This is a genomic window from Streptomyces halobius, from assembly GCF_023277745.1.
Taxonomy (GTDB): domain Bacteria; phylum Actinomycetota; class Actinomycetes; order Streptomycetales; family Streptomycetaceae; genus Streptomyces; species Streptomyces halobius.
Genome location: NZ_CP086322.1, coordinates 7,273,291 through 7,298,146 on the forward strand (window position 1 = coordinate 7,273,291; position 24,856 = coordinate 7,298,146).

Consider the following 24,856-nt stretch of genomic DNA (forward strand, 5'->3'; position numbering starts at 1 on the left):
CTGGGAGACGGTCACTCAGCGGTGGCCGTCCCGGGGCCCGCCCCCTCCCCTGCCGCGGTACCGGACGGGGACTTGGCGCCCGACCGGGACACGGCGCGGGGCCGCTCCGGCGCAAGTATCGCCGGCTGCCCCGGTTCGCCACTGCCGGCCGCCCGGGGCCGACGCGCCCTGCGGTGCAGCAGCCGTACGGCCACCGCGTAGCAGGGCAGTGCGATGGTGAGGCCCGCGCCCGCACCGAAGAGCACCGTCGGCACATAGTCGAACCACGACGCCATGCCGCCGTAGACGGCGTATGCCCGTAGTGTCCGGTGCACGGCGCCGAGGAGAACGCACAACGCAACCGGCGCGGTCAGCAGCAGCCGCATCCGGACGGTCAGCGCGGGGATGGCCTCGGTATCCACGGCACCCCGCGCGGTCTCCACGGCGCCAGGTGCCGGGCCCATGGCATCTCGTGCCGAGCCCACGGCACCCCGCGCGCCCGCGTCTCGCAGCCCCGTCCACAGGAACCAGCCGATCCCCGCCAGCGCAACCGCCGAGGTGCCGTACTGCACGTACGTGTAAACCGGCAGACCGCCCACCACATCGTCCAGGCCGGGAACCAGCCGGGTCCCCCAGCGGCCCGGGTGGGTGAACGCGTCCCACACCACATGCGTCGCGGAACCGAGCGCCGCCGAGACGTAGAACCACCCTGCCAGTGTGGCGAGTTGACGGGGGCCGCGCGGATTCCAGGGGCGGCCCAGGACAAACCCGTACGCCCGCCCCTGCCATGCCCTGGGCGGCAGGGCCAGCAGCGGTTCGCGCAGCAGCAGCCAGCCGCCGACGAGTACCACCGTGACCAGCACATCCATGGTCAGCACGCCGGGCAGACCATGCGTCACGTCGCCGAACCGCATGGCGCCCGGCACCAGCGTGGCCGCGAAATACGTCATGTCCGGCGCGAACGACCCGGCGACAAGCGCCGAGGCGACCAGCGGACCGCGCGCCACGCCCGTCCGGCGGATGGCCGGAAGCACGGCAGCGGCATGGCTGAGCGTGAACGGCATACGCCTCTCCTTGATTGATCCGGATCATTATGTCGGCCCATGAGAGCGGTAGCTGCTCGGCCCGAGTTGTCGTAGTGTCACCTGAGTTGGAGTGCGGGCGAGCGCCGGGGGCGCGCGCCACCGCATCGGTATGCGGTGGGGGCACCGCGGGAGGGGACGGCACCTATGGCAGCCACATTCCGACGACGGTTCCTGAGGGGAGCGGCCTCAACGGTCGTGGTGGCGCTGGCGTGGGCCGCACTGACCGCCTCCCAGGCGCCGGGCGCCACCGGACGGGAGCGGGACCCGGCCCCGCCGCCCGCCGACACGTCCATCGACGGCGGATCGACCTACTACACCGACCTGCCGCCCCTCAACAGCCCCGTTCCGCCCCGCAGTCCGGACCACCCGGACGGCGACGGCAGTGACAACAGGGACGACAGCGACAGCAGCGGCACCGGCCCCGCCGAGGCGGGCATCCCCGCCACGGTCCTGGCCGCGTACAAGAAGGCCGCGTCCCGCCTTGCCGGGGCCGCTCCGGGCTGCCGCCTGTCCTGGCAGCTGCTCGCCTCGATCGGCAAGGTGGAGTCCGGGCAGGCACACGGCGGAGCGGTCGATTCCGGGGGTACCACTTTCCGGCCGATCCTCGGCCCGCAGCTCAACGGCCACGGCTTCGCGCGTATCGCCGACACCGACGGCGGCCGCTATGACGGCGACCGCACCCATGACCGCGCCGTGGGCCCGATGCAGTTCATCCCGTCCACTTGGTCCAACGGCGGCCCCGACGGGGGTGGTTGGGGCGCCGACGGCAACGGCGACGGCGAGAAGGACCCCAACAACATCTTCGACGCGGCACTCGGCGCCGGCCGCTATCTCTGCAGCGGCGGCCGCGATCTGACGGCGCAGCGCGACCTGAACCGGGCGATCCTCGGCTACAACAACTCCACGGACTATCTGCGGACGGTGCTGTCCTGGTACGCGTTCTACCGCGAGGGCACGTACGAGGTACCGGACGGCAAGGGCGTGCTCCCGGTACGCCGGGCCGGCTCGGGGAGCGAGGGCGGTCGCAGCGGCCACGGTGACGGGAAGGGTGACGGCCCGGGGGCACACCACGCTCAGGCTGCCGACAAGCCGCGCAAGCCGGGGGAGGGTGGCAAGCCAGGGAAGGGCGGCACACCGGGGAAGGGCAACGTGCCCGGGAACGCCGGCAAGTCTGCCGCACCCGGCAGGCCGTCCAAGCCCGGTGCGCCCGGGACGGCGGCCAAGCCCGGCGAGCCCGACGCCGGTACCACGCCACAGCCGACGCCCACACTGCCCACACCGCCCACAACACCCACCCCGGCTCCCACCCCCACCCCGAAGCCACCCACCAGCCCCACCACGCCCACCAACCCCGCACCCCTCACCGTCCTCGAACGGGTCGGCGACAAGGACCTGACCGCCACCGCAGGAGCCGAGTTCGCGACATCGCCGCAGGTCCGCGCCGTGGACGCGGCGGGCAAGCCGGTAGCGGGCATCCCCGTCCGCTTCCTCCTCACCGGCACCACGGACGCCCGCTTCCCCGGCGACGCGACCGCCGTCACCGTCACCAGCGGCGAGGACGGCCTGGCCACCGCGCCCACGATGCGCGCGGGCGACCGGCCCGGGTCCTTCACCGTCCGGGCGCAGGCCGAAGGCCGCCCCCTGCCCGCCGTCGCCTTCGGCATGACCGTCCAGGCCGGGCCCGCACCGAAGGCCGACACGCTCACCCGTACCTCCGACGAGGAGCTGACGGCGACCGCCGGCGGGGCCTTCCCGGACGACGCGGTGGACATCAAGGCGACGTATCGGGGCAAGGCCGCCGCGGGCGTGGCCGTCACCGCGACCATGGTCGCCGACGACCAGGAGCAGCCCGTGGAGAACGACAAGGGCCCCTACGTCAAGGACCCCGAGGCCACTGGCGCCGACCGGCACGAGCCGCTCCGCGCCCTCACCACCCTCACGACCGACGACAACGGTCTGCTCACGCTCCCGAAGATCCACACCGATACGCACACCGGGACGTTCCTGCTGCGCCTGACCACCGCCGACGGCGCCGTACTCACCGTCGAACTGAACGTCGCGCCGCCGGCCGACGGGTAACTCCCCACCGCCGTAGTTCTCGTCGCACCGCCGTCCGGCCTCCCAGGGCAGGACGGCGGTGCGACGTGTTCTCATCTGAGCCGCCCCTTGCTACGGTGCCCCAGCCCAGCCCCCTGACGCCCTATCAGTTCAGCGCCCAGCGACCACGGTTCGCCGAAACCGGCGATCACCAGTCACCGCTCGCCGCTCACCGATCTCCGACGACCGCTCGCCGCTCGCCGACCACCGGGAGGCCGACCATGCGCGCCCTGACCGCAGCCGCCGTCGGACTCGCCGCGGCGCTCGCCCTCATCTTCACCATCACGGCGACCGGCGCGCCCAGCGGCCGGACCTCCCCCAAGCCGCTGCTGACCACCGTCCCCAAACACCCCTGAGGGAGGACGTCACCGCCATGCGCCGTAAAGCCAGCCTCGTCCTCCTCGCCTTCGCCGTCTTCTTCACCGCTCTGTCGCCGTTGCTGCGCTGGTACGCCTTCCCGCGGCTCGCCAAGATCCCGCCGAGCCAGTACCAGGAGATGGTCCTGGAGGCCAAGCCCGCCACCCTCATCGACTACGGGACGATGAAGGCCGAACGAGTACCCAAGATCACCATCGTGCAGACCCTCAAGGGCAATGTCGCCGAGTCCGACCGCATCGAGCGCACCGCGGGCCGCGACGTCGTCGTCTGGGACACGCTGACCTACGTGGCCGGACCCGACGGCAAGATGGTCTCCGAGATCCCCGAGCGCTATATCTTCGACGCGCACTCCCAGGAGCCGGTGCACGCCACCGGCGAGATGGTCGACGGCGACCCGGTCCGCCGCGAGGGCATCGAGTACAAGTGGCCGTTCCTCACCGAGCGGCGCGACTACACCTACTTCGACGCCCAGACCCGCACCTCCGCCCCCATCCACTACAAGGGGACCCGCGTCTTCCGCGGCCTGGAGGTCTACTACTTCGAGCAGACCATCCCCTGGACCAAGGTCCCCCTCCCGAAGAAGATGCCGGTCAAGGGCATCACCCCGGAGGCCGTCGAGAAGATGGGGACCACCCGCTGGTACACCACCAAGCGGATGTTCTGGGTGGACCCGGTCACCGGAGCGCCGGTCAACGGCCAGGAGATCCACAAGGAAGAGCTGCGCGGCGGCGATCTGCTGCCGGGCGGCGGGAAGGCCACCGCCTTCGCCGGCCATGTGAGGATGCGCGACGACTACGTGGACTCCACCGTGGCCCTGGTGAAATCCCAGCGGACCCTCGTACTGCTGCTCACCACCTACCTCCCCTGGGGCTTCCTGGTCCTCGGCGCCGCGCTGCTCGCGTTGAGCCTCCACCTGGAAGCCCGCAGCCGCCGTCCCGGCCCCGGCCGCGACGCCCGGCCCCGCGAACCGGCGCCCGAGCCGACGCCCGCTTAGGCACCCCAGCCGCTCGCCCGGACGTCAGCCCCGTTTGAGCCGGGCCGTTGTGTGACGTGTCGGCTCGGCCATCGAAGGGTTCTCCGGCCAGGGGTGCTTGGGGTAGCGGCCGCGCAACTCCGCACGCACGGACCGGTATCCGTCCCGCCAGAACGACGCGAGATCGGCCGTGACGGCCGCCGGGTGCCCGGCGGGGGACAGCAGGTGCACGAGGACGGGCACCCGCCCGTCCGCCACCCGCGGCGACTCCTGCCGGCCGAACATCTCCTGCAGCTTGACGGCCAGCACCGGCTGCTCACCGCTGTAGTCCACGCGCACCCGCGAACCACTGGGCACCTCGATACGCTCCGGCGCCAGCTCGTCAAGACGCGCCGCGTCACCGGTCGCCCACGGCAGCAGACGGGTCAGCGCCTGCCCCGCGTCGATCCGCGCCAGATCGCCGCGCCGTCGCACCTGCCCGAGCTCCACCCCCAGCCACTCCTCGACGCGCTCCACAAGCGCCGCATCCGACACATCGGGCCATGGCGCACCCAACTCCCGGTGCAGAAAGGCCATCCGCTGCCGCAACGCCGGCGCGCCCGCCGACCACCGCAGCAGCCCCAGGCCCTCCTGCCGCAGCCCGGACACCACCGCCTCCCGCAACAGACCGGGATCCGGCGCCGTGAGCGGACGGGCCGCCAGCTCGATCGCCCCCAGCCGGGTCACGCTCCTGGCCACCACCTCCCCGTCGGACCAGCCGACCTCCTCGCCCGAGGAACACAGCGCCCGTGCCGCGGCACACGCCGTCTCCTCGTCGATCACCGCCGCGAGCCGCACCCGTGCGGACGCCGCCGCCACCGGCCGGTCGGCCACCGCGACGGCCAGCCATACCGCATCCCGCAGGCGCGAACCGTCCCCAGTGCCTGGAGGGCTTGGCCGGCGCCCCCATCCGGTGCCCACCCCCGGACCGTGCCCAGTCCCGGCCAACTCGGCTCTCGTCCCGGAGGCCATGAGGTAACTCCCGGCCCCGCGCGCCCGCGCCACCCGCTCCGGAAACGCAAGCGCGGCGATGAGCCCGGCGACAACGTCGTCGCTCGGGCCCCGACTGCCCCAGGCACCCCCCGACCCGGGCTCCTCGCCTGCCCCCGGAGCCTGAACGTCTGCGCTCTGGCCCGCCCTGGAAGCATCGCCGTCCGCGCCCTCGCCCGATCCCGAAACCTCGACGCCCGAGCCCCGACCGGCCTCCGAAACCTCGACATCCAGGCCTCCACCGGCCCCCGACGCACCGACCGCCGACGACAACCGCCGCGCCTCCTGCCGCCACCTGACGGCGTACGCGTCACCACCACGCCGCGCCGTACGCCACGCATCCGCCAGATCATCCCCGTACGCGCGCGGCGGCTCCTCGCTCAGCAGGGCCACCACCTCCGCCGCCCGCCGCACACCGACCTCGCGCGCGCCGTCCAGCAGCGCGCGGGCCAGCCGCGGATGCAGGCCGAGCCGCGCCATCCGTACGCCGCGCTCCGTCGCCCGGCCTTCCGCGTCCACCGCGCCGACCGCCTTCAGCACATCCCGCGCCGCCGCAAGCGCTCCCGCCGGTGGTGTGTCCAGCAGGGCCAGCCCGGTCGCCGCCGGATCCCCCCAGCACGCCGCCTGAAGCGCGAACGCCGTCAGGTCCGCGACCTTGATCTCCGGGTCGGGGAAGCGCGGCAGCCGCCCGTCCTCCCCTTCTGACCAGCAGCGATAGACCACACCCGGTGCCTCGCGCCCGGCCCGCCCGGCCCGCTGACGCGCCGCCGCCCGCGAAGCCCGTACCGTCGTGAGCGCGCTCAGCCCACGCGCATGGTCCATCCGCGGCACCCGCGCCAGCCCGCTGTCCACCACCACACGCACACCCGGCACGGTCAGGCTCGACTCCGCGATCGACGTGGCGAGCACCACCCGCCGCCCGCCATTGCCGCCGCCCAACACGGCGTCCTGCACCTCGGCCGGCGCGCGACCGTGCACCTGCAGCACCTCGGCATCCACCCCGGCCAGCTCCCCGGCCACGCGCCCGATCTCCCCGACCCCGGGCAGGAAACACAGCACATCCCCCGACCGCTCCCGCAGCGCGCGCCGCACCACGCCCGCGACATGCGCCAGCAGCGCCGGATCGACCCGCATCCCGTGCGCCGGTCGCACCGGCCGCTCCGGAGGCGCCCACACCACGCCCACGGAATGCGACACGCCCGCCGCCTCGACCACCGGCGCGGGCCCCTCCGCACCGCCCAGCAGCCGGGCCCACCCCTCGGCGTCAGTCGTCGCCGACGCCGCCACCAGCCGCAGCTCCGGCCGCAGCGTCTCCCGTACGTCCAGCAGGAAGGCCGCGCAGGTATCGGCGTCCAGATGCCGCTCGTGGCATTCGTCGAGCACCACCACATCGACACCGGCCAGCTCCGGATCCCGCTGCAGCCGCTGCAGCAGCACCCCGGTGGTCACCACTTCCACGGCCGTACGGGGTCCGGCCCGCCGCTCCCCGCGCACCGTGAACCCCACCTGCCCACCCGTCGCCCGACCACCACCCCGGCCGGAAACTCCCCCAGACTCCGTCCCGGGGGACCCCCCTCGCGTCGCTCCTTTTCCGACCTTCTCGCCCAGCAGCCAGGCCATCCGCCGTGCCGCGGCCCGCGCCGCGATCCGGCGCGGCTCGGCGACGAGCACCCGCCGCACCGGCCCCGCGCCCGTCAGGCCCGCGAGCTCCAGGGGCACCAGGGTCGTCTTGCCGGTGCCCGGCGGCGCGCAGAGCACGGCGGTGCCGGGGCCGTCGGGCCCGTCAAGGGCGGCACGCAGCGCGGGCAGCGCGGTACGAACGGTCAGCTGATCGAGGACGTCGCGACGGATGGCGTGGCGGATGTCGTGGCGGGTCACGTCATCAGTCTGACGGCCGGGTCTGACAGTGCCGTCGGCCGCCCGTGCCCGCCGTCAGTCGGCCACGCACACAAAGATCGCTGTCCCCGGGATCAGATGACCGCGCAGCGGCGACCAGCTGCCCCACTCCTGCGTGTTCCAGTCCGGCCACTCCGGTTCGACGAGGTCCGCCAGCCGGAACCCGGCGGCCACCACGTCCCGCACCCGGTCGCCCATCGTCCGGTGGTGCTCCACGTACACCGCCCGCCCGGTCTCGTCCTGCTCGACATACGGTGTGCGGTCGAAGTAGGAGGCGGCCACCGACAGGCCCTCGGGACCGGGCTCATCGGGGAAGGCCCAGCGGACGGGGTGGGTGACGGAGAAGACGAACCGGCCGCCCGGCCGCAGCACCCTGCGTACCTCGCGCAGCACCCGCACCGGATCCGCGACGAACGGAATCGCGCCGTACGCGGAGCAGGCGAGGTCGAAGCAGCCGTCCCGGAACGGCAGTGCCCCCGCGTCCGCCTCCACCAGCTCGGCGTCCCCGTCCGTCCCGTCGGCGATGCGCAGCGCGTGCTGCAGCTGCCGGTGGGAGATATCGAGCGCCACCGGGAGGGCACCCTGGGCCGCCAGCCAGCGGGAACACTGCGCCGCGCCGGCGCCGATCTCCAGGACGCGCCGCCCCTTCAGCTCCGCCACGGGCCCCAGCAGCCCGGCCTCCGCCTCGTCCAGTCCCTCGGGGCCCCAGATGAAACGGTCGTCCCCCAGGAAGGCGCCGTGCTCGCTCTGGTACTCGTCCGCGTTGCGGTCCCACCAGCCGCGACTGGCCCGGCTGCTCTCGGCGTCCGAGGCACCACGACGGGTCGCCTCCGGTTCGTAGTCTTGGTTCATCGCGCCCGTCGTCGTAGCCTTCGCTGTGCTTGTCGCTGCGGGGACTGTGAGGCGGTTTGGCCTCGTGGAACATCGCGTGTGCCGGTTATGGGGCGTTCTGTCCCGGGTGTGCGCGTTCGCGCATTGACCGTGTCCGGCTGCCCCCGTATGCTACAAGTTGCGCTGCGGGCTTGCGCGCCTCGGACGGAGCAGGCCGCGCTCGCATCTGTTGTATGTCCCCTCGGTTCTCGGGTGCCTTTCCTCTCGGGTTGGCGCTTCCTTGGCTGTCCGGCTTCATCAGCTGCGATACGGGCTCTCGGCGTAGCAGTACCTACGACTTCAATGTCCGTACCGGAGCCCTTTCCCACATGACGAGCAGCACCGAGACCACCGCCACCACCCCGCAGGTTGCGGTCAACGACATCGGTAACGAGGAAGCCTTCCTCGCCGCGATCGACGAGACGATCAAGTACTTCAACGACGGCGACATCGTCGACGGCGTCATCGTGAAGGTCGACCGGGACGAGGTCCTGCTCGACATCGGTTACAAGACCGAAGGTGTGATCCCGAGCCGCGAGCTCTCGATCAAGCACGACGTCGACCCCAACGAGGTCGTTGCCGTCGGCGACGAGATCGAGGCCCTGGTCCTCCAGAAGGAGGACAAGGAAGGCCGCCTCATCCTGTCCAAGAAGCGCGCTCAGTACGAGCGTGCCTGGGGCACGATCGAGAAGATCAAGGAAGAGGACGGGATCGTCACCGGTACCGTCATCGAGGTCGTCAAGGGTGGTCTCATCCTCGACATCGGCCTCCGCGGCTTCCTCCCGGCCTCCCTGGTCGAGATGCGCCGCGTCCGCGACCTCCAGCCCTACGTGGGCAAGGAGCTTGAGGCCAAGATCATCGAGCTGGACAAGAACCGCAACAACGTGGTCCTGTCCCGCCGTGCCTGGCTGGAGCAGACCCAGAGCGAGGTCCGCCAGACCTTCCTCACCACCCTCCAGAAGGGCCAGGTGCGCTCCGGCGTCGTCTCCTCCATCGTCAACTTCGGTGCCTTCGTGGACCTGGGCGGCGTCGACGGTCTCGTCCACGTCTCCGAGCTGTCCTGGAAGCACATCGACCACCCCTCCGAGGTCGTCGAGGTCGGCCAGGAGGTCACGGTCGAGGTCCTGGACGTCGACATGGACCGCGAGCGCGTGTCCCTGTCGCTCAAGGCGACCCAGGAAGACCCGTGGCAGCAGTTCGCCCGGACCCACCAGATCGGTCAGGTCGTCCCGGGTAAGGTCACCAAGCTCGTTCCGTTCGGTGCGTTCGTCCGCGTCGACGAGGGCATCGAGGGCCTGGTCCACATCTCCGAGCTGGCCGAGCGCCACGTCGAGATCCCGGAGCAGGTCGTCCAGGTCAACGACGAGATCTTCGTCAAGGTCATCGACATCGACCTGGAGCGTCGCCGGATCTCGCTGTCCCTGAAGCAGGCCAACGAGTCCTTCGGTGCCCACCCGGAGGAGGTCGAGTTCGACCCGACCCTGTACGGCATGGCCGCGTCCTACGACGACCAGGGCAACTACATCTACCCCGAGGGCTTCGACCCGGAGACCAACGACTGGCTGCCGGGCTACGAGGCCCAGCGCGAGGCGTGGGAGCAGCAGTACGCCGAGGCGCAGCAGCGCTTCGAGCAGCACCAGGCCCAGGTCATCAAGTCCCGCGAGGCCGACGAGCAGGCCGCGGCCGAGGGCGCCGCGGCTCCCGCGCCGGCCAGTGGCGGCAACACCGGTGGCGGCAACGCCTCCGGCGGCTCGTACTCCTCGGAGACGGCGGACAACTCCGGCGCCCTGGCGTCGGACGAGGCCCTGGCCGCGCTCCGCGAGAAGCTGGCCGGCGGCCAGAGCTGAAACGCTCACACCGCTAGGCACTAGCCGATAGGCGAAGGCCCGTCCCCCCTCTTGGGGGACGGGTCTTCGCTGTGTGTGGGTGGCCGGGCGTCGGTGGTGTCGCCGCTCGACTCCCGGGCGGCGGCCGGTGTACCGGGGGTCAGCCCACCGGGACGCCCGGGTTGGCGGTGCCGCGGCCGCCGGTGACGGTGTTGTCGCCGCCGATGGTGACCGGGCAGTCCGACGCGTCGTAATGGGTGATGTTGAAGCCGTAGCGGTCGGAGCCCGTCGCGTCGCTCAGGTCGGACTTGTTGCCACGGAAGACCGCTCCGCAGCCCCAACCCGCTGCTGGCTGTGGGTCTCGTAGCCGTTGTTGGTGGTGTGGCTGCCGGTGTTGTTCTCGACGACGACGTCGTTGCCTTTGACATCGCCCCAGGAGTCGTCGAAGTCGGCTCCGGTCAGCCCGCTGCCGTCAAAGGTGTTGCGCTGATCCTCGCGCGGGTCGTGCTTTCCTGGATGTCGATGTTCTCGCCGCCGACACCGGGGCCGATGGTGTTGTCGAGGATCTGGACGTTGTCGCTCTTGTCGTCGGTGCCGCCCGCGCTGCCGACGTACACCCCCTCGCCCATGCCGCTTCCGTCCTTGCCGGTATCACGGATGGTGGAGTTCTCGATGACGCCGTCCTTGCCGGACTTACGGAAGTGCACGCCCTCCATATCCAGGTCATGGACGGTGACGGAGTCGATGACGACACCGTTGGAGGCATCCATCATGATGCCCTTCTGGCCGCCGGTGACGGTGATCCCTTTGACGGTCCAGTACGAGTGACGGGCCAGTACGAGGCGCCGTTGAGGTGCAGTCCATAGCCGCCGCTCGCGATGGGTTCGGCCTTCGACCAGCCGGTGCGGGTTGCCAGTGACGCGGCGGCCGACACGGTCAGGAGGGGGCCGGTGCGCAGCCGGCGTGGGGTGTGCGGCCTGGGGACGGGGGGCGTCCGGGCGTCTCGTAAGGCGAATGGGCGGCCGCTGCGAAACGTGGCGTGATCTCGACTCCGCGGCAGGCGCCGGAAGGCGGCACTGCAGGACCGTAAGGACTGCTCGGGAATGCGGGGGCGGCGCTGGGCGTTCTTGCACACGGACATGAGGAGGAGCGGTCACTGTGTTGGATCCCCACGGGTTGTACGAATGGGAGCCGAGCGGGCTCGCGGCGGTGGAGGCCATCGCGGCCAGGGACTCCGCCGGGCTGGTGTTGCTGTACCACTTCGACGGCTATATCGACGCCGGAGAGACCGGCGACCAGATCGTGGAACGGCTGCTGGGCGGCCTGACGCACCGTGTCATCGCCCGCTTCGACCACGACCGGCTGATCGACTACCGGGCCCGCCGCCCGCTGCTCACCTTCGAGAACCACCGCTGGACCACATATGAGACGCCCGGTATCACGCTGCGACTCGTCGAGGACGCGACGGGGGCGCCGTTCCTGCTGCTGTCCGGCCCCGAGCCGGATGTGGAATGGGAGCGTTTCGCGGCCGCGGTGCGGCAGATGGTGGAGCGGCTCGGCGTGCGGCTCTCGGTCAGCTTCCACGGCATTCCGATGGGCGTCCCGCACACCCGCCCCGTGGGCATCACCCCGCACGGCAACCGCACCGATCTGATGCCCGGCCACACCAGCTTCTTCGACGAGGCGCAGGTCCCCGGCAGCGCGGAGGCGCTGATCGAGTTCCGGCTGGCCGAGGCGGGACATGACGTCCTGGGCGTGGCGGCGCATGTGCCGCACTACATCGCCCGGTCCGCGTACCCGGATGCCGCGCTCACGGTCCTGGAAGCCGTGACGGCCGCGACCGGCCTGGTGCTGCCCGGCGCGGCACATGCGCTGCGTACGGAGGCGCTGCGGACGCAGGAGGAGATCGAACGGCAGATCTCGGAGGGTGACGAGGAGTTGGTCGCCCTGGTCAGCGGGCTGGAACACCAGTACGACGCGGTGGCGGGGGCCGAGACCAGGGGGAACCTCGTGGCCGAGCCGATGGAACTTCCCACGGCCGACGAGATCGGCAGGGAATTCGAACGCTTCCTGGCGGAGCGGGAGGGGGACGGGGGAGGGGCGTGATCTGAGTCCGGTGTTGCCGGGACGATGAGGTGGCTGAGGCCGTGTTCGGTGATGCGGCTGAGGCCGGCGTTCTGCGGACCGTATAGCGTGGGCCCATGGTGAAGGTGGGGCTGACCGGCGGAATCGGCGCGGGCAAGAGTGAGGTCTCGCGGTTGCTGGCGTCGTACGGCGCGGTGATCGTGGACGCGGACCGCCTCGCGCGCGAGGTCGTCGCGCCGGGCACGCCCGGACTGGCGGCTGTGGTGGAGGAGTTCGGGGACGGCGTCCTCACCCCGGACGGCAGCCTGGACCGGCCGAAACTCGGCGGGATCGTCTTCGCCGACCCGGAGAAGCTCAAGGCGCTCAACGCGATCGTGCATCCGCTGGTCGGCGCACGCTCGGCCGAACTGGAGGCATCGGCAGGGCCCGACGCGGTGGTGGTACACGATGTGCCACTGCTGGCGGAGAACGGCCTGGCACCGCTCTACGACCTGGTCATCGTCGTCGACGTCGCACCGGAGACCCAGCTGGACCGGCTGGTACGGCTGCGCGGAATGACGCAGGACGAGGCGAAGGCACGGATGGCGGCGCAGGCGACCCGCGAACAGCGGCTGGCGGTCGCGGACATCGTCATCGACAACGACGGGCCGCTGGCGGCGCTGGAACCTCAGGTCCGCGCGGTGTGGGAGCGTCTGCGGGGCGCGTGAGGGCGGACGGTAGCCTCGCCGTCATGAGCGCTACCGATCTCGACTCCGAGGCCCCCGCGTCCTTCGTCGTCAACGTCCCCGGCATCGCCGACGCGGAGCTGGAGCCGGAGCCCCTGGACCCCGAACAGATCGTCTCCGGGGAGCCGGTGGTGACGGGCAAGGTGCTGTCGGAATCTCCGGACGGCCGCCAGATCCGCGGCATCTGGCAGATCACGCCCGGCGTGGTGACGGACACCGAGGCCGACGAGCTGTTCGTGGTCGTCAGCGGCCGCGCCACGATCGAGGTCGAGGGCGGCCCGGTGCTGGAGGTGGGGCCCGGCGACGCCTGCGTCCTGCGCGAGGGCGACCGCACGCGGTGGACCGTGCACGAGACGTTGCGCAAGGCGTACCACATCAGCGTGTAGGGGCAGGCGGCAGGCGGTGAACGGGCGTTGTCGGCGTCGTGTTCGGCTGCTGCCCACAGCGCGTCGGGGTTGACCCTGTCGCCGGGGGGGAATGCGGTGTCTGGCGGGATTGTTGTGCCGCACGTGACGCCGTATGGCGGGCGGCCGATGCTGCCCCGACGGAGAGGGAGAGGAGACGGCCGTGCCCGAGCGCACCCCCGAGACCCATGTCATCGACTTCCGAGCCGCGGAGCATCTGCTGGCAGGCCGCGACCCACGGGGCGCGATCAGGCTTCTCGACCCGGTCATCACGGCATATCCCGAGAACACCGCGGCCCGGCTGCTGCGCGCCCGTGCCTTCTTCCATGCCGCTCAACTCCGCTCTGCGGAGCTTGAGTTCCAGCTCGTGCTGGAACGCGAGCCGGACAACGCCTTCGCGCATTTCGCGCTCGGCCGCACTCTGGAGCGCGCCAACCGCCCCGAGGAGGCACGGCGTCACTTCCGTCTCGCCGCCGCCCTGGAGCCACGCCCGGATTTCCTCGAAGCCGCCCGCTTCGTCCGCGACACGGGAACCGGGGAGAGCTGATGGCTGACCGATCGGATCCTGCCGGCCTCCCGCATCCAGCCAGTCTTCCCATCCAGCCGGTCGTGCGATGCCCGCGATGCCGGCGCCGTCTTCCCCATGCGGCCGATCTCCCCCGACTCAGATGTCCCCGTCCCTAGGCCCCTAGGGCGCTCTTCTCCTTTGCCCGTAGCCTGTGGCGCGTCTGCGGAAGGCGTCGTTCCGGCCCAGGTCGGGCTCGTAGGGGGGTATCTCCCTGCCCGGCTGGTAGTGCGCTCCTTGGTGCATGTGCCGAATCACCATGGCCAGGTCGGCGACTGCCACCGCCGCCAGGGCGGCGCACGCCGCTGCCCATTCCGGCCGGCCTGCCATCACAAAGGCGGCTGTTCCGAGGATGGCCCAAAACAGCCCGAACAGCGCCAGCCCACAGCGCATCCTCAGCGGGCTGCGTGCGTGAAGGGGTTCATCTCCCGTACGCATCGGCAACCATCTCCACCCCCAGCATCCTCCCGTTCGGTGGGGCCGTCACCTGTCCCTCCGCGTCGATCGAGCACTCGCCGTAACGGGCGGTGCGCTGCTCCGGCGGTCGGTCCTGGTCCCCGCGCTGCCGTCTCCGCGATCGCGATCGCATGCGTTGGTCTGCTGCTTGGCTTCCTTGGCCTGCTCGGGCTGCTCGTCGGCGGGGCGGGGGTCGCCCGCCGGGTGTGTGTTGATCCACGACAGTCCTCCGATGTCGAGTCGTTTCCGGCGCGTGTCACCGCTACATACGCCAAGCGCGCCTCGTCGATATCGATGGGCCCGGGGAGCGGCGCGCCGTCCTCGCCGTGTTCGTCGAGATCTTCGGGGCCGGTGAAATCGTCCGCGACGCGCACGCTCGCCCACTCCCTTCCCTTGGCCCGATGGGCTGTGGAGACCGTCACCTCGGCCGCTTCCTCGGACGTCAGCCGGGACAGGGCGCGGAGCAGCGCTTCCGTGCCGTGCTCGTCGACGAGTTCCACCAGTGGCAGCAGGTCGCGGCCGGCCGGGTCACATTCCGCGTACTCGCGCAGTTCCGCCCAGGTCTCGAAGAGCATCAGCTCGGGGTGGGAGGTGCGGCGTCCGGTCTCAAGGTCATGAGCGGCCCGCGCCAGCGCGCTCAGTGCCTCGCCACCGCCCGCGAGCGCGACGCGGCGGCCCGCCTCCAGCTGCCGTATCACCTCCACCATCGCCCCGACGTTCGATCGGCAGAGGATCGCCTGTGGCTCGCGGAGCGTGGTCAACTCCGTGGCCAGCAACGGCGATCCGGTGAGCCGGATCGGTGCGCCGACGATCGTCAGCCAGCGGTTGGCCTCGGCCGCGAGCGTGGGTCCGAAGCGGAAGGAGCGGGAGAGGCTGAGCTGTCGGCCGTCGAATCCGGTCATGACGTCGCGCGCGCCGCGCCAGCCGTAGATCGCCTGGGCCGAGTCCCCGACGAGCACCAGCTGGGCGTGGTCGCGCTGCGCCGTGAAGACCTGCTCGATCACGGGGTTGGTGTCCTGGGCTTCGTCCAGGAGCAGGAAGTCCCCGGGGATGACTGGATCTCGCAGGGCCCACATCTCGAGGTAGTGGTCGTGTTCAAAGCGCACGACGCCATGGTCCGGGTGTTGCAGATCGGCCCAGGCTTTGCGTGCGTAGGGGAGGACGAGGCCGGCGAGTTGATCGTGCTGGGACTCTGATTCGGCTCCCCGTAAAGGCGGGACGTGGTGGCGCGCGATCTCTTTGTCGGCCGACTGACAGAATCGCGTGACTGTGCGCAGGGCCGTGTAGGAGAGTGCCTTGTTGTTGACCTTGCGTGTGCCGATGTGTACGGACATCCCGTCGTCGATGCCCAGGGCGGCGCCTGTTCTCCAGCCCGCTTGGCGAGGGGCGTTCATCCGCGCCGCGTACCTTCTGCCGACCGCGGTGTAGGCGAGGGAGTGGGCGGTTCCGCAGGTCACTTCGGAGGGGAGGACGCGGGCGGCGTCGCGCGCGATGGCTCTGTTGAAGGCGATGTAGCGGCCGAGTCGGCCCTGCCGCCGCGCTTCGTGCGCGAGCATCGCGAGGCTTGTCGTCTTGCCTGTGCCGGCACCGGCCTGGATCACGAGATGCGAGCGGGCCCGAAAGGCGTCGGCCGCGGCGGCCTGCTCGGCTGTGGGGGTGTGCATGGGAACTCCTCAACGACACTGGGCAGTTACTGAGCGTGATGTTATTACTCACTGTAACGGATCTCGGAGTGATGTCGAGTGGTGATTCGCGGCCTGTGGATAACTCCGGTCCAACCCTTTTGAGGTGGCCGAACGTGCCGTCGTCGACCGATGCCGGCCTGCGCGGGGGAGGAATTGTCAGTGCCGTCTGCTTCCATCGGACTCACGCAGGGTCGCTGCGGCGGGACCGCCGCAGACGGCCGCATCGACAGGGGGAACGGACGGCATGGGCATCGCGTGGGGATGGGGAACCAGATCGCAGTGCGACCGTAGACTCGCAGGTCGGCGCCGCGAGACGGAGCCGGGCCCGGCAGACCGGGCAGACCCGGCAGGCGCCGGCATCGGCGCGGGGGGATCGGCCTCCGAGGGATCGAAGACCGAAGGATCAATCGCGAGGGGACGGCATGGATAGCTGGTGGGAGGCGGCCCGATGTGCCGTGGTCTTCCTGCCCGCCCAGCTGCCGCGTGCCGGGAAGCTCGCGTTCTGGCGGCCCGATGGTGGCCCGCTTCCGGGTGTTCGGCACGGAGGGGGAACGGGAGATCAGGAGCCGGCCGCCGAGCCGGCACAGCTGACCGTCGCCCGTCGCCATGGAAACGGCGCACGCCACCGCACGGTCCCCGCCGCGCTGCTCCCGCCGGCAGAGGCCGTACCGCTGCTGGTCCGCGCCCGGCACGATCCGCACGCTCACCCAGCCGCGGCCTGCTGGGGTGCGGCCGCCTTGCACGCCTTGCACCTCGCCGCGCGCGGAAGGCTGCTGCCGGGGCTGACCGCCGACGACACCGACGCCTGGCGCGCCGGTCCCCTGGACCCGGAGGACGTCGCGCACCTCCGGGCCATCGCCGCCGCCATGCCCGCAGAGGCATACGCGGTGCCGCTCCCCGGGAGCCGCCCGCTCCGGCTGCCTGACCCGGCGTCCCTGGTGCGGCTCTTCGTGGACGCGGTCGTCGACGCACTGCCGCGAACCCCCGCCGCCGAGCTCGTGGTCGGTGCCCCGTTTGCCGCGACAGCACCGCAACATCTGCCCCGCGCCCGGCAATGGGCCGCCGAGGTCGCGGCCGGCGTCGACGCGGGGGTCCGGCTGTCGTTGCGCCTCGACCTCTCACCGCACCGGCTCTTCGACGCCACACGCGACATCGCCGCGGACGGCGGCGGGCAGGAGCGCAGTGCGGCGGCCGCCGTCCTGCAGGTGCACAGCCTCACCGACCCCACCCTGGTCACCGACGCCCGCCAACTGTGGGAGGGCGTAGCCCCCGATGGCTTCGGCCCGCGGTCCCGCGTCGACACCCTTCTCGCGCTGCGCCGCGCCGCCCGCGTCTGGGCCCCGCTCGGCCGCGTCCTGGAGCGGCCCGTCCCCGACGTACTGCCGCTCAGCGAGGACGAGTTGTACGAGCTGCTGGGCGCGGCCGCGCCACGACTGGGCGCCGCCGGCGTGGCCGTGCACTGGCCCAAGGAGCTCGCCCGCGGTCTGACGGCCGCGGCGGTGCTGCGCCCCGCACCGGGGTCGGCAGCGGACGGCTTCGGCTTCTTCGACACCAGGGAACTCCTGCAATTCCGCTGGCAGGTGGCGATGGACGGCACACCGCTGACCGAAGCGGAAATGGACGCCCTCGCCGAGTCGCACCGCCCCGTGGTCCGGCTGCGCGACCAGTGGGTACTGGTCGATCCCGCGCTCGTACGCAAGGCCCGTAAACGCGAACTGGGCTATCTGGACCCGGTCGACGCACTCGCCGCGACCCTCACCGGCACCACGGACGTGGACGGCGAAGAGGTCGAGGTGGTGCCCCTGGGCGCCCTCGCCGCGCTGCGCGGACGCCTGACCACCGAAGCCGGCCCGCTGCCCCAGCCGCCCGGACTGCGGGCGACCCTCCGCGACTACCAACTACGGGGCATGACCTGGCTCGACACCATGACCTCGATCGGCCTCGGCGGCTGCCTCGCCGACGACATGGGCCTCGGCAAGACCGTCACCGTCATCGCGCTCTACCTCCATCGGCGGCCCACCGCCCCCGTCCTCGTCGTCTGCCCCGCCTCCCTCCTCGGCAACTGGCAGCGCGAGATCGAACGCTTCGCTCCCGGGACGCCCGTACGGCGCTTCCACGGCGCCGGCCGCAGCCTCGACGGCCTGGACGGCGGCTTCGTCCTGACCACCTACGGGACGATGCGCAGCAGCGCCGCCCAACTGGCCGGCCGGCCTTGGGCATGGGTCGTCGCCGATGAGGCACAGCATGTGAAGAACCCGCGGTCCTCCACGGCCAAGGCGCTGCGCGGTATCACGGCGCCGGCGCGGATCGCCCTCACCGGTACCCCCGTGGAGAACAACCTCTCCGAGCTGTGGGCCCTCCTCGACTGGACGACTCCCGGGCTCCTCGGTTCCCTCAAGACCTTCCGCGCATTGCACGCCCGCGAGGTCGAGGGCGGCGCGGATCCGGAGGCGGCGCAGCGGCTGGCCAGACTGGTGCGTCCGTTCATCCTCCGCCGCAGGAAATCGGATCCCGGTATCGCGCCCGAACTCCCGCCCAAGACGGAGACCGACCACCCGGTGGCACTGGGCCGCGAACAGGCCGCGCTGTATCAGGCCGTCGTCCGCGAGACGCTCTCCCGGATCGAGGGCGCCGAGGGCATCGCGCGCCGGGGCCTGGTGATGAAGCTGCTCACCGCCCTCAAGCAGATCTGCAACCACCCCGCGCAGTATCTGAAGGAGGCCGCGCCCGGCCTGGCCGCCCGCTCGGGGAAGCTCGAACTCCTCGACGAACTCCTGGACACCATCCTCGCCGAGGGCGGCGCCACCTTGGTCTTCACGCAGTACGTGGGGATGGCGCGGCTGCTCGAACGGCACCTCACCACCCGCGGCATTTCGAACCAGCTCCTGCACGGCGGGACCCCCGTAGCCGAACGGGAGAGGATGGTCGACCGCTTCCAGTCGGGGCACGCCCCGGTGTTCCTGCTGTCCCTCAAGGCGGCGGGCACCGGTCTCAACCTCACCCGCGCCGGCCACGTGATCCACTACGACCGCTGGTGGAATCCCGCGGTGGAGGAGCAGGCCACCGACCGTGCGTACCGCATCGGCCAGACCCAGCCCGTCCAGGTCCACCGCCTGGTCGCCGAGGGCACGGTCGAGGACAACATCGCCCAACTCCTCACCGCCAAGAGGGCCCTGGCCGACGCGGTGCTCTCCGGCGGTGAGGCCGCGCTCACCGAACTGTCCGACGCCGAGCTGGCAGACCTCGTCTCCCTGAGGAGGCCCGCATGAGCCCCCGCCGCACGCCCGGCCGTCACGCCGCCGGCGGCCGCACCGCCGCGGCGGAGCGGTCGGTCCGCGCGGACCGTTCCCGTACGTTCCCGCCGCTGCCGCCCCGCACCGGTGCCCGAGGTCTGTTCGCCGCATCCTGGTGGGGGAGTGCCTGGCTGGACGCCCTGGAGACCACGGCCCTGGACAGCGCCCGGCTCGCCCGCGGCCGGGCCTACGCCCGGGACGGCCATGTGGACACCATCAACATCACACCGGGCCGCATCATCGCCACCGTACGCGGCAGCAGGCCGCGTCCCTACAGCGCGGAAGTCCGCCTCGCACCCCTCACCGACGCGGAATGGGACCGTCTCCTCGACGCCATCGCCGCAGAGCCCGCCCAGCTCACCGCCCTCCTGGCCAAGAAGCTGCCCAACGCCTTGGCCGAAGGAGAGGTGCGCCTCCTCCCGGGGCCGGGCGACCTCGTGCCCCGCTGCTCCTGCCCCGACAGCGGATGGCCCTGCAAGCACGCCGCCGCGCTCTGTTTCCAGGTGGCCCGTCTGCTGGACGCGGACCCGTTCGTCCTGCTGCTGATGCGCGGCCGTGGCGAACGCGAACTTCTCGACGAACTCTCCCGCCGCAACGCCACCCACACCGCCCGCGAGAGCCGTGGCCATGCGCTGGTGTCCCCGTCGCCCGGTGCCGCAGGCTCCGCACCCGGGGCCGCCCGAGCGGCCACCGGACACCCGGGTGGACAAGCCCCTGACGCTCTTTCCGGAGCATCCCCGGGAGAGCACGCCACGCCGACAACGCCCACGTCCCACGGCGTCCTCGCTCGTGAGGCCCTGGCAGACCGTCCCCGTCCGCCGCTCCCGCCGCCCCTGCCCGCACCCCGCCAGGCCGGGCGACCGCCGGCCCTCCCGGACGCCGGCGGCCTCCCTCTCGATCCGGCCGCCCTCGAATTCCTGGCCGCCGACGCCGCGGCCCGCGCTCACGCCTGCGTGGCCGCTGCCGGAAGCCCCGCCTCCGGCGGTGAACGGCCGTCCGTCCCCAGCCCGTTCCCGGCGCTGCCCCCATGGGGGGATGCCATCCGCCTGGCCGCCACGGCTCACCCCACCGCCGGTCTCACCTCCACCACCCGAGCGCTCTTCCGCGACCTCGCGGCGGCCACGGGCCGCACCCCCACGGATGTGGCCCGCGCCGTCGCCGCCTGGCGTCAGGGCGGACCCGAAGGGCTCGCGCTCCTCGAATCCACCTGGAACCCCCCGGCCGGCGACTTCGACCGGGCCCGCGGCGCCCTCCTCGCCGCGGACCTCCCGGCCCTGCGCCCGCGCCACAATCACCTCACCGCCCCCGACCGGGGCATCCAGCTCCGCTACGGCCACGACAACCGCTGGTATCCCTACGAATCCGAGCCCGGTGCCGAGGACTGGTGGCCCACCGGGCCGGCGGACCCCGACCCCGTAGGCGCCCTCACCACCCTGCTCGCGCGATGACTAACCTCAAGGCCGTGGAAGGTCTCGACACACTCACCCGATCCCTCGCACAGCGCACCCCCGAGCAGCTCGCCGCACTCCTCACCCGGCATGCCGAGCCGCTCGCCCGCCGGCCCGCGCCCACCCGACTCCGTGGCCTGGCCAGTGCCTTGTGGTCGTACGAAACCCTCCACCACCTGGTGCTGCACCTCGACCACCCCCGGCTCCAGGTGCTCGCCGCCACCGCGCGCATCAGTCAGGACCGCGCCGGGCGCGAGGCCCCCGCTCCCGCCGCGGGCGCCGACTACCAGTCCCTGATGGCACACCGGCTGTCCTTCCCGCAGCTGGCCACCGAACCCGTCCCGCCCGAGGATGTCCATGCCGCGCTCGGCGCCACCGCACCGGGCCCCGCGCGTACCGCCGCCGAGAGCGCCCTGGACTCCCTCTACGAGGACGGACTCGCCGCCCCGGCCGAGGACGGCGGCATCGTCGTCCCGCCGCGCACCCCGCAGCTCCTGGCCGCGCACGACCTCGGTCCCTTCGTCCCGCACGCCCCGCAGCCCACCCCCGACGCCACGGCATCCCCCGCCCGCCCCGGACTCCCCGCGACCACGCTCGCCCCGACCTCGCCGTACGACGAATCCCGGGCCGCCGTGGCGCCCCTCGCCGCCACCGTGGAACGCCTCCTCGCCTCCCTGGCCACGCGACCCGCGGCGCTGCGCAAGTCGGGCGGCCTGGCCATCCGCGAGATCAAACGACTGGCCAAAGCGGCCGGCACCACCGAACCGCACACCCGGCTCCTTCTCGACCTCACCCTCGCCGCCGACCTGATCGCGCTGACCCGCACCCCGGCCGGCGTCACCGCGCTCCCCACCGACGCCTACGACGACTGGCTCACCCGCCCACCAGGCGAACGCCTTGCCCCCGTCCTCGCCGCCTGGTCCGCCCTCTGGGCCGTCCCCACCCACACTCCCTTCGGGGAGACCCCGACCGCATTGGTCCGCGGACACGACCGGCACGCCCCGGCCCTCCGGTACGCGCTCCTGGCCGCCCTGGCCGCCGTCCCCCTCGGCGCCGGAACGCCCCTCCCGCCTACGGCAGCCGCCGACGAGCAGGGCGCCTTGCCGGAGCTGCTGCGGACAGCCGCCTGGCACCGGCCCCTCGCCCTCGGCGGGCAGCCGATGGCCGAGGACCGCGCCGCGCACACCCTGCACGAAGCCGCCTACCTCGGCCTGACCGCCCACGGCACCCTCACCCCCCTGGGCCACGCGCTTCTCGCCGACCCGCACTCCCTCGGCGAACCGCTCCGCGCTCTGCTCCCGCCGCCCCTCGAACGGGCCCACTTCCAGGCCGATTTGACCGCCGTCGTCGCCGGGCGCCCCGCCGCCGCCCTCGCCGAGCTGCTCGCCTCCTCGGCCGACCGCGAGTCCGAAGGCCACGCCGTCACCTGGCGCTTCACCCCCGCCTCCGTACGGCGCGCCCTGGACACCGGCCGGACCGCCGACACCCTCCTCGACGACCTCACCGCGGCCTCGGCGACCGGCACCCTGCCGCAGCCACTCGACTACCTCGTCCGGGACACCGCCCGCACCCACGGCCGGATGCGCGTCCTGCCCGCCGCCTGCTGCATCCGCTCCGAGGACGAAGCCCTGATCGGCGAACTCGCCGCGCACCGAGCCCTGCGCGACCTCGGGCTCCGGGCCATCGCCCCGACCGTCCTGGTCAGCGGCCGCCCTCCGGCCACCACCCTGGAGGCCCTCCGCGCGGCGGGCTACGCCCCCACCCTGGAGTCCGACACCGGCACCACGACCGTCGAACGCCTCCCCGCACATCGCACCAAGGCCGCCACCCCCAGCCGGGACCCGGGCGCCCCGCTCACCCTGGCGAAGCGCCTCCTGGGGCACGCACCGGAGGACCAGGAGGACCTGCAGAGCAGCCGAGCATGACCCGTAGGCCTCCAAGGGGCGTTGTGCGCCCGACTACTCGTACTCCGTGCCGCCCTTACGCGTCAGGTACGTGCCGCCGACGACCTTGGCGATGGCCCGCCCACGACGGAGCTGTAGCGATCACTCAGCGGACGGACGACCACACCCTCCCGGAGGCGCACCGCACGCCCGGACAGTGTCTCGCGGCCCTCGGCCGGCACCATCACCCGCCGCGCGTCAAACAGGCCGCTGAACAGCATCGGCACCAGAAGGAAGCCGCCCGTCCAGCACGCCGTCGCGTCGTCAGTGGCGTCACGTAGCGTTTTCCGCGAGGGAAGGTGATGCCCGCAGGCAGCTCCTGGGGCGCGTCCGCGTCAGTCTGCCGGTTTCCTTCTGGTGCCCCCGCCGATGCGCCTCAGCGCTGTCGGCCCCAGGCCGAGTCGGAGGGAGAGGCGCCGGGAGGCGGGTTCGCCGGCGGGGGGAGTCGAGGCCGTGGAGGGTCCCTGTGGATGCTGAGGGGCGGGTACCAGGGGCGTGGACGCCGAGGCGGTGGGTGACGAGGGCGGGGCTGAGGCGCCGGACACCTTGGAGGGGGATGAGGCCGATGTGCCCGAAGCCGGCGAGCCGTTGGACGCGTGGCGGAGGAAGCGGGCCGCCGGCCTGGCGGGTGTGGCGATGTCGACGTACCCGCGGCAGACGGCGGGACGGAGGGTAGCGGTGTGCAGAACGCGGTGCGCGGTGTCGCGCACCAGCCGGGAGGCCGAGGGGAGCCGTGGCCTGATGGTGCCGGGGGAGGGCGAGGGAAGGCCCGTGCCGGTGGCGAGCGTCCAGGGCGCCTGGACGAGGCGGCCGATGCTCCGTTGCAGGCCGTGGGCGAGCGTCGGGTCGTCCATACCGTGCCGGTGCAGCGCGTCGCGCAGTGCCGCGGCGCCATGGGCCGCGAGGGACAGGCCCTGGCCGTGGTCGGGATTGAACGCCGCCACCGCCCCGCCCAGGGCCACGAATCCGGTGGGCCAGGACCGCAACAGCTCATAGTGACGCCGGCGGTTGGCGGTGTCGCGGGAGAGCCGTACCTCGCTCAGCGGCTCGGCGTCGGCGATGAGCTCACCGACGACGGAGTGCGGTAAACGCCGGGCGAACGGCACGAACCGGTCTGCACGTTCGGACGGGCGGTCGCTCCCGGCACCGGTGAGCGTGACCAGCCAGCGCCCGCCCTCGATGGGCACCAGCGTCGCCGTCCGCCCGGGAACCGAGCGCCCGGGAGCGGTGTTTCCGGTATCCGAACGGACGGTGATCGGCGGGCAGTTCTCGGCGCCGACAGGCGCACGGAAGATACGGGTGGCGCAGACGACCCCGGCGTCCGCGACCTCTTCGTGGACGGCGGGCAGACCCAGTCCCGTCAGCCGGGCAGGGGTGGTGGAGTGCCGGCCGGTGGCATCGACGATGAGGTCGGCATCCAGCCGATACGTTTCGCCGGTGACGGTGTCCCGGGCCCGCACCCCGGTGACATGCTCCGCGGTGCCCGTCAGCTGCTCCGCGTCGGTGCCGTCGAGGACGGACACTCCGGGGAGGACCGGCACCTGCCGGCGGATGACCCGGTCGAGCAGATCGCGGGAGCAGGCGATCAGGTGCTGCGCCCGGCCGCGGCGCAGCCGGCGCTGTCGGGGCGTACCGACCAGACCCGACGGCAGCGGGATGCGGCGGGCCCCCTCGGCCGCCCAGCGTTCGAGCGTGCCGGGCAGCAGGGCCTCGACGAGCCGGGCGCCGTCCGTGGCCAGCAGATGGGCGTGCCGGGCCTGCGGCAGGTCCGTGGGCAGAGCGGGCGTCCGCGGCAGCCGGTCCCGCTCGACGACGATGACATCGGCCTGCTCGGCCAGCGCCGCGGCCGCGAGCATCCCTGTGAAGCCGCCGCCCAGCACCACGGCGAGGTGCGGGTGTGTGAACTGGAGGCCGCTGTTGCTCGTACTGCTCGATGCGTTCATGGGCAGTCCCGTTCTCGGCGGTGGAGCGCGATTCCCGGGCGAGGGTGCGGCGCGTCCAGATGAAGGGGTACGGCATACGGGCGGGACCGTCTGCGGACGGTGGCGATGATGGTGCCGGTCGCTGCCGTGAGCGAGGCCCGGAATGCGACGGGCACGGATGCCGCGGTCCGCAGGAT

At 72.3% G+C, this 24,856-nt stretch carries 16 protein-coding genes and 3 pseudogenes; 11 read left to right on the forward strand and 8 right to left on the reverse strand.

The window, feature by feature from the left end; genetic code table 11:
- Nucleotides 1–11: 11 nt before the first annotated feature.
- Nucleotides 12–1,043 (reverse strand): DUF4184 family protein, encoded by a 1,032-nt coding sequence (locus K9S39_RS32955; RefSeq protein WP_248866974.1) that lies wholly within the window; start codon nt 1,041–1,043, stop codon nt 12–14.
- Nucleotides 1,044–1,208: 165 nt separating this feature from the next.
- Here K9S39_RS32955 and K9S39_RS32960 point away from each other — a divergent pair, with 165 nt between their 5' ends.
- From K9S39_RS32960 to K9S39_RS32970, 3 genes are all read left to right on the forward strand, one after another.
- Entirely contained in the window at nt 1,209–3,143 is a 1,935-nt protein-coding gene (locus K9S39_RS32960) for a lytic transglycosylase (RefSeq protein ID WP_248866975.1), read from the forward strand.
- A 239-nt stretch (nt 3,144–3,382) separates the two neighbouring features.
- Nucleotides 3,383–3,517, forward strand: a complete 135-nt coding sequence (locus K9S39_RS32965; RefSeq protein ID WP_248866976.1) for an SPW_0924 family protein — start codon at nt 3,383–3,385, stop codon at nt 3,515–3,517.
- A 17-nt stretch (nt 3,518–3,534) separates the two neighbouring features.
- The gene (locus K9S39_RS32970) at nt 3,535–4,533 is read left to right on the forward strand and encodes a DUF3068 domain-containing protein (protein ID WP_248866977.1); all 999 of its coding nucleotides are present in this window, start codon (nt 3,535–3,537) and stop codon (nt 4,531–4,533) included.
- Nucleotides 4,534–4,557: 24 nt separating this feature from the next.
- Here K9S39_RS32970 and K9S39_RS32975 read toward each other — a convergent pair whose 3' ends face one another.
- Nucleotides 4,558–7,419 carry an ATP-dependent RNA helicase gene (locus tag K9S39_RS32975; RefSeq protein ID WP_248866978.1) on the reverse strand — a complete coding sequence of 954 codons (2,862 nt, stop codon included), beginning with the start codon at nt 7,417–7,419 and terminating at the stop codon, nt 4,558–4,560.
- Between the two features lie 54 nt (nt 7,420–7,473).
- The gene (locus K9S39_RS32980) at nt 7,474–8,289 is read right to left on the reverse strand and encodes a class I SAM-dependent methyltransferase (protein WP_248866979.1); all 816 of its coding nucleotides are present in this window, start codon (nt 8,287–8,289) and stop codon (nt 7,474–7,476) included.
- A gap of 347 nt (nt 8,290–8,636) precedes the next feature.
- On the opposite strand from K9S39_RS32980, the gene rpsA reads away from it, so the two are divergent.
- On the forward strand, nt 8,637–10,154 hold the full coding sequence (gene rpsA / locus K9S39_RS32985; protein WP_248866980.1) for a 30S ribosomal protein S1: 1,518 nt from the start codon (nt 8,637–8,639) through the stop codon (nt 10,152–10,154).
- A gap of 139 nt (nt 10,155–10,293) precedes the next feature.
- Here rpsA and K9S39_RS32990 read toward each other — a convergent pair.
- Nucleotides 10,294–11,043, reverse strand: a pseudogene (locus tag K9S39_RS32990) (right-handed parallel beta-helix repeat-containing protein); the annotation flags it as partial.
- Nucleotides 11,044–11,291: 248 nt separating this feature from the next.
- Between K9S39_RS32990 and K9S39_RS32995 the strand changes: the two are divergent.
- The 4 genes from K9S39_RS32995 (at nt 11,292) to K9S39_RS33010 (ending at nt 13,894) form a co-directional block, all read left to right on the forward strand.
- Nucleotides 11,292–12,239 (forward strand): PAC2 family protein, encoded by a 948-nt coding sequence (locus K9S39_RS32995; protein ID WP_248866981.1) that lies wholly within the window; start codon nt 11,292–11,294, stop codon nt 12,237–12,239.
- Nucleotides 12,240–12,334: 95 nt separating this feature from the next.
- Entirely contained in the window at nt 12,335–12,925 is a 591-nt protein-coding gene (coaE, locus tag K9S39_RS33000; RefSeq protein WP_248866982.1) for a dephospho-CoA kinase, read from the forward strand.
- A gap of 23 nt (nt 12,926–12,948) precedes the next feature.
- Nucleotides 12,949–13,329: a cupin domain-containing protein gene (locus K9S39_RS33005; RefSeq protein ID WP_248866983.1), complete on the forward strand. Its 381-nt coding sequence runs from the start codon at nt 12,949–12,951 to the stop codon at nt 13,327–13,329.
- A 181-nt stretch (nt 13,330–13,510) separates the two neighbouring features.
- Complete coding sequence (locus K9S39_RS33010; RefSeq protein ID WP_248866984.1) at nt 13,511–13,894, forward strand: tetratricopeptide repeat protein; 384 nt, start codon at nt 13,511–13,513, stop codon at nt 13,892–13,894.
- Nucleotides 13,895–14,035: 141 nt separating this feature from the next.
- On the opposite strand, the gene K9S39_RS33015 is transcribed toward K9S39_RS33010, so the two are convergent.
- Entirely contained in the window at nt 14,036–14,350 is a 315-nt protein-coding gene (locus K9S39_RS33015) for a DUF6343 family protein (protein ID WP_248866985.1), read from the reverse strand.
- 45 nt (nt 14,351–14,395) lie between these two features.
- Nucleotides 14,396–16,032, reverse strand: a pseudogene (locus tag K9S39_RS33020) (UvrD-helicase domain-containing protein).
- 443 nt (nt 16,033–16,475) lie between these two features.
- Here K9S39_RS33020 and K9S39_RS33025 point away from each other — a divergent pair.
- Genes K9S39_RS33025 through K9S39_RS33035 form a run of 3 tightly spaced genes read left to right on the forward strand, consistent with a single transcriptional unit; the run spans nt 16,476 to nt 22,719 of the window.
- Nucleotides 16,476–19,322: a DEAD/DEAH box helicase gene (locus K9S39_RS33025; protein WP_248866986.1), complete on the forward strand. Its 2,847-nt coding sequence runs from the start codon at nt 16,476–16,478 to the stop codon at nt 19,320–19,322.
- Entirely contained in the window at nt 19,319–20,794 is a 1,476-nt protein-coding gene (locus K9S39_RS33030; protein ID WP_248866987.1) for an SWIM zinc finger family protein, read from the forward strand. Before K9S39_RS33025 ends, K9S39_RS33030 begins: the two co-directional genes overlap by 4 nt.
- The gene (locus K9S39_RS33035) at nt 20,791–22,719 is read left to right on the forward strand and encodes a helicase-associated domain-containing protein (protein ID WP_248866988.1); all 1,929 of its coding nucleotides are present in this window, start codon (nt 20,791–20,793) and stop codon (nt 22,717–22,719) included. The genes K9S39_RS33030 and K9S39_RS33035 overlap by 4 nt, the downstream gene beginning before the upstream one ends.
- A 33-nt stretch (nt 22,720–22,752) precedes the next feature.
- On the opposite strand, the pseudogene K9S39_RS33040 reads toward K9S39_RS33035, so the two are convergent.
- Both K9S39_RS33040 and K9S39_RS33045 read right to left on the reverse strand, forming a co-directional pair.
- A pseudogene (locus K9S39_RS33040) lies at nt 22,753–22,989 on the reverse strand (RNA ligase family protein); the annotation flags it as partial.
- An 83-nt stretch (nt 22,990–23,072) separates the two neighbouring features.
- Nucleotides 23,073–24,680, reverse strand: a complete 1,608-nt coding sequence (locus tag K9S39_RS33045) for an NAD(P)/FAD-dependent oxidoreductase (protein WP_248866989.1) — start codon at nt 24,678–24,680, stop codon at nt 23,073–23,075.
- Nucleotides 24,681–24,856: the final 176 nt, after the last annotated feature.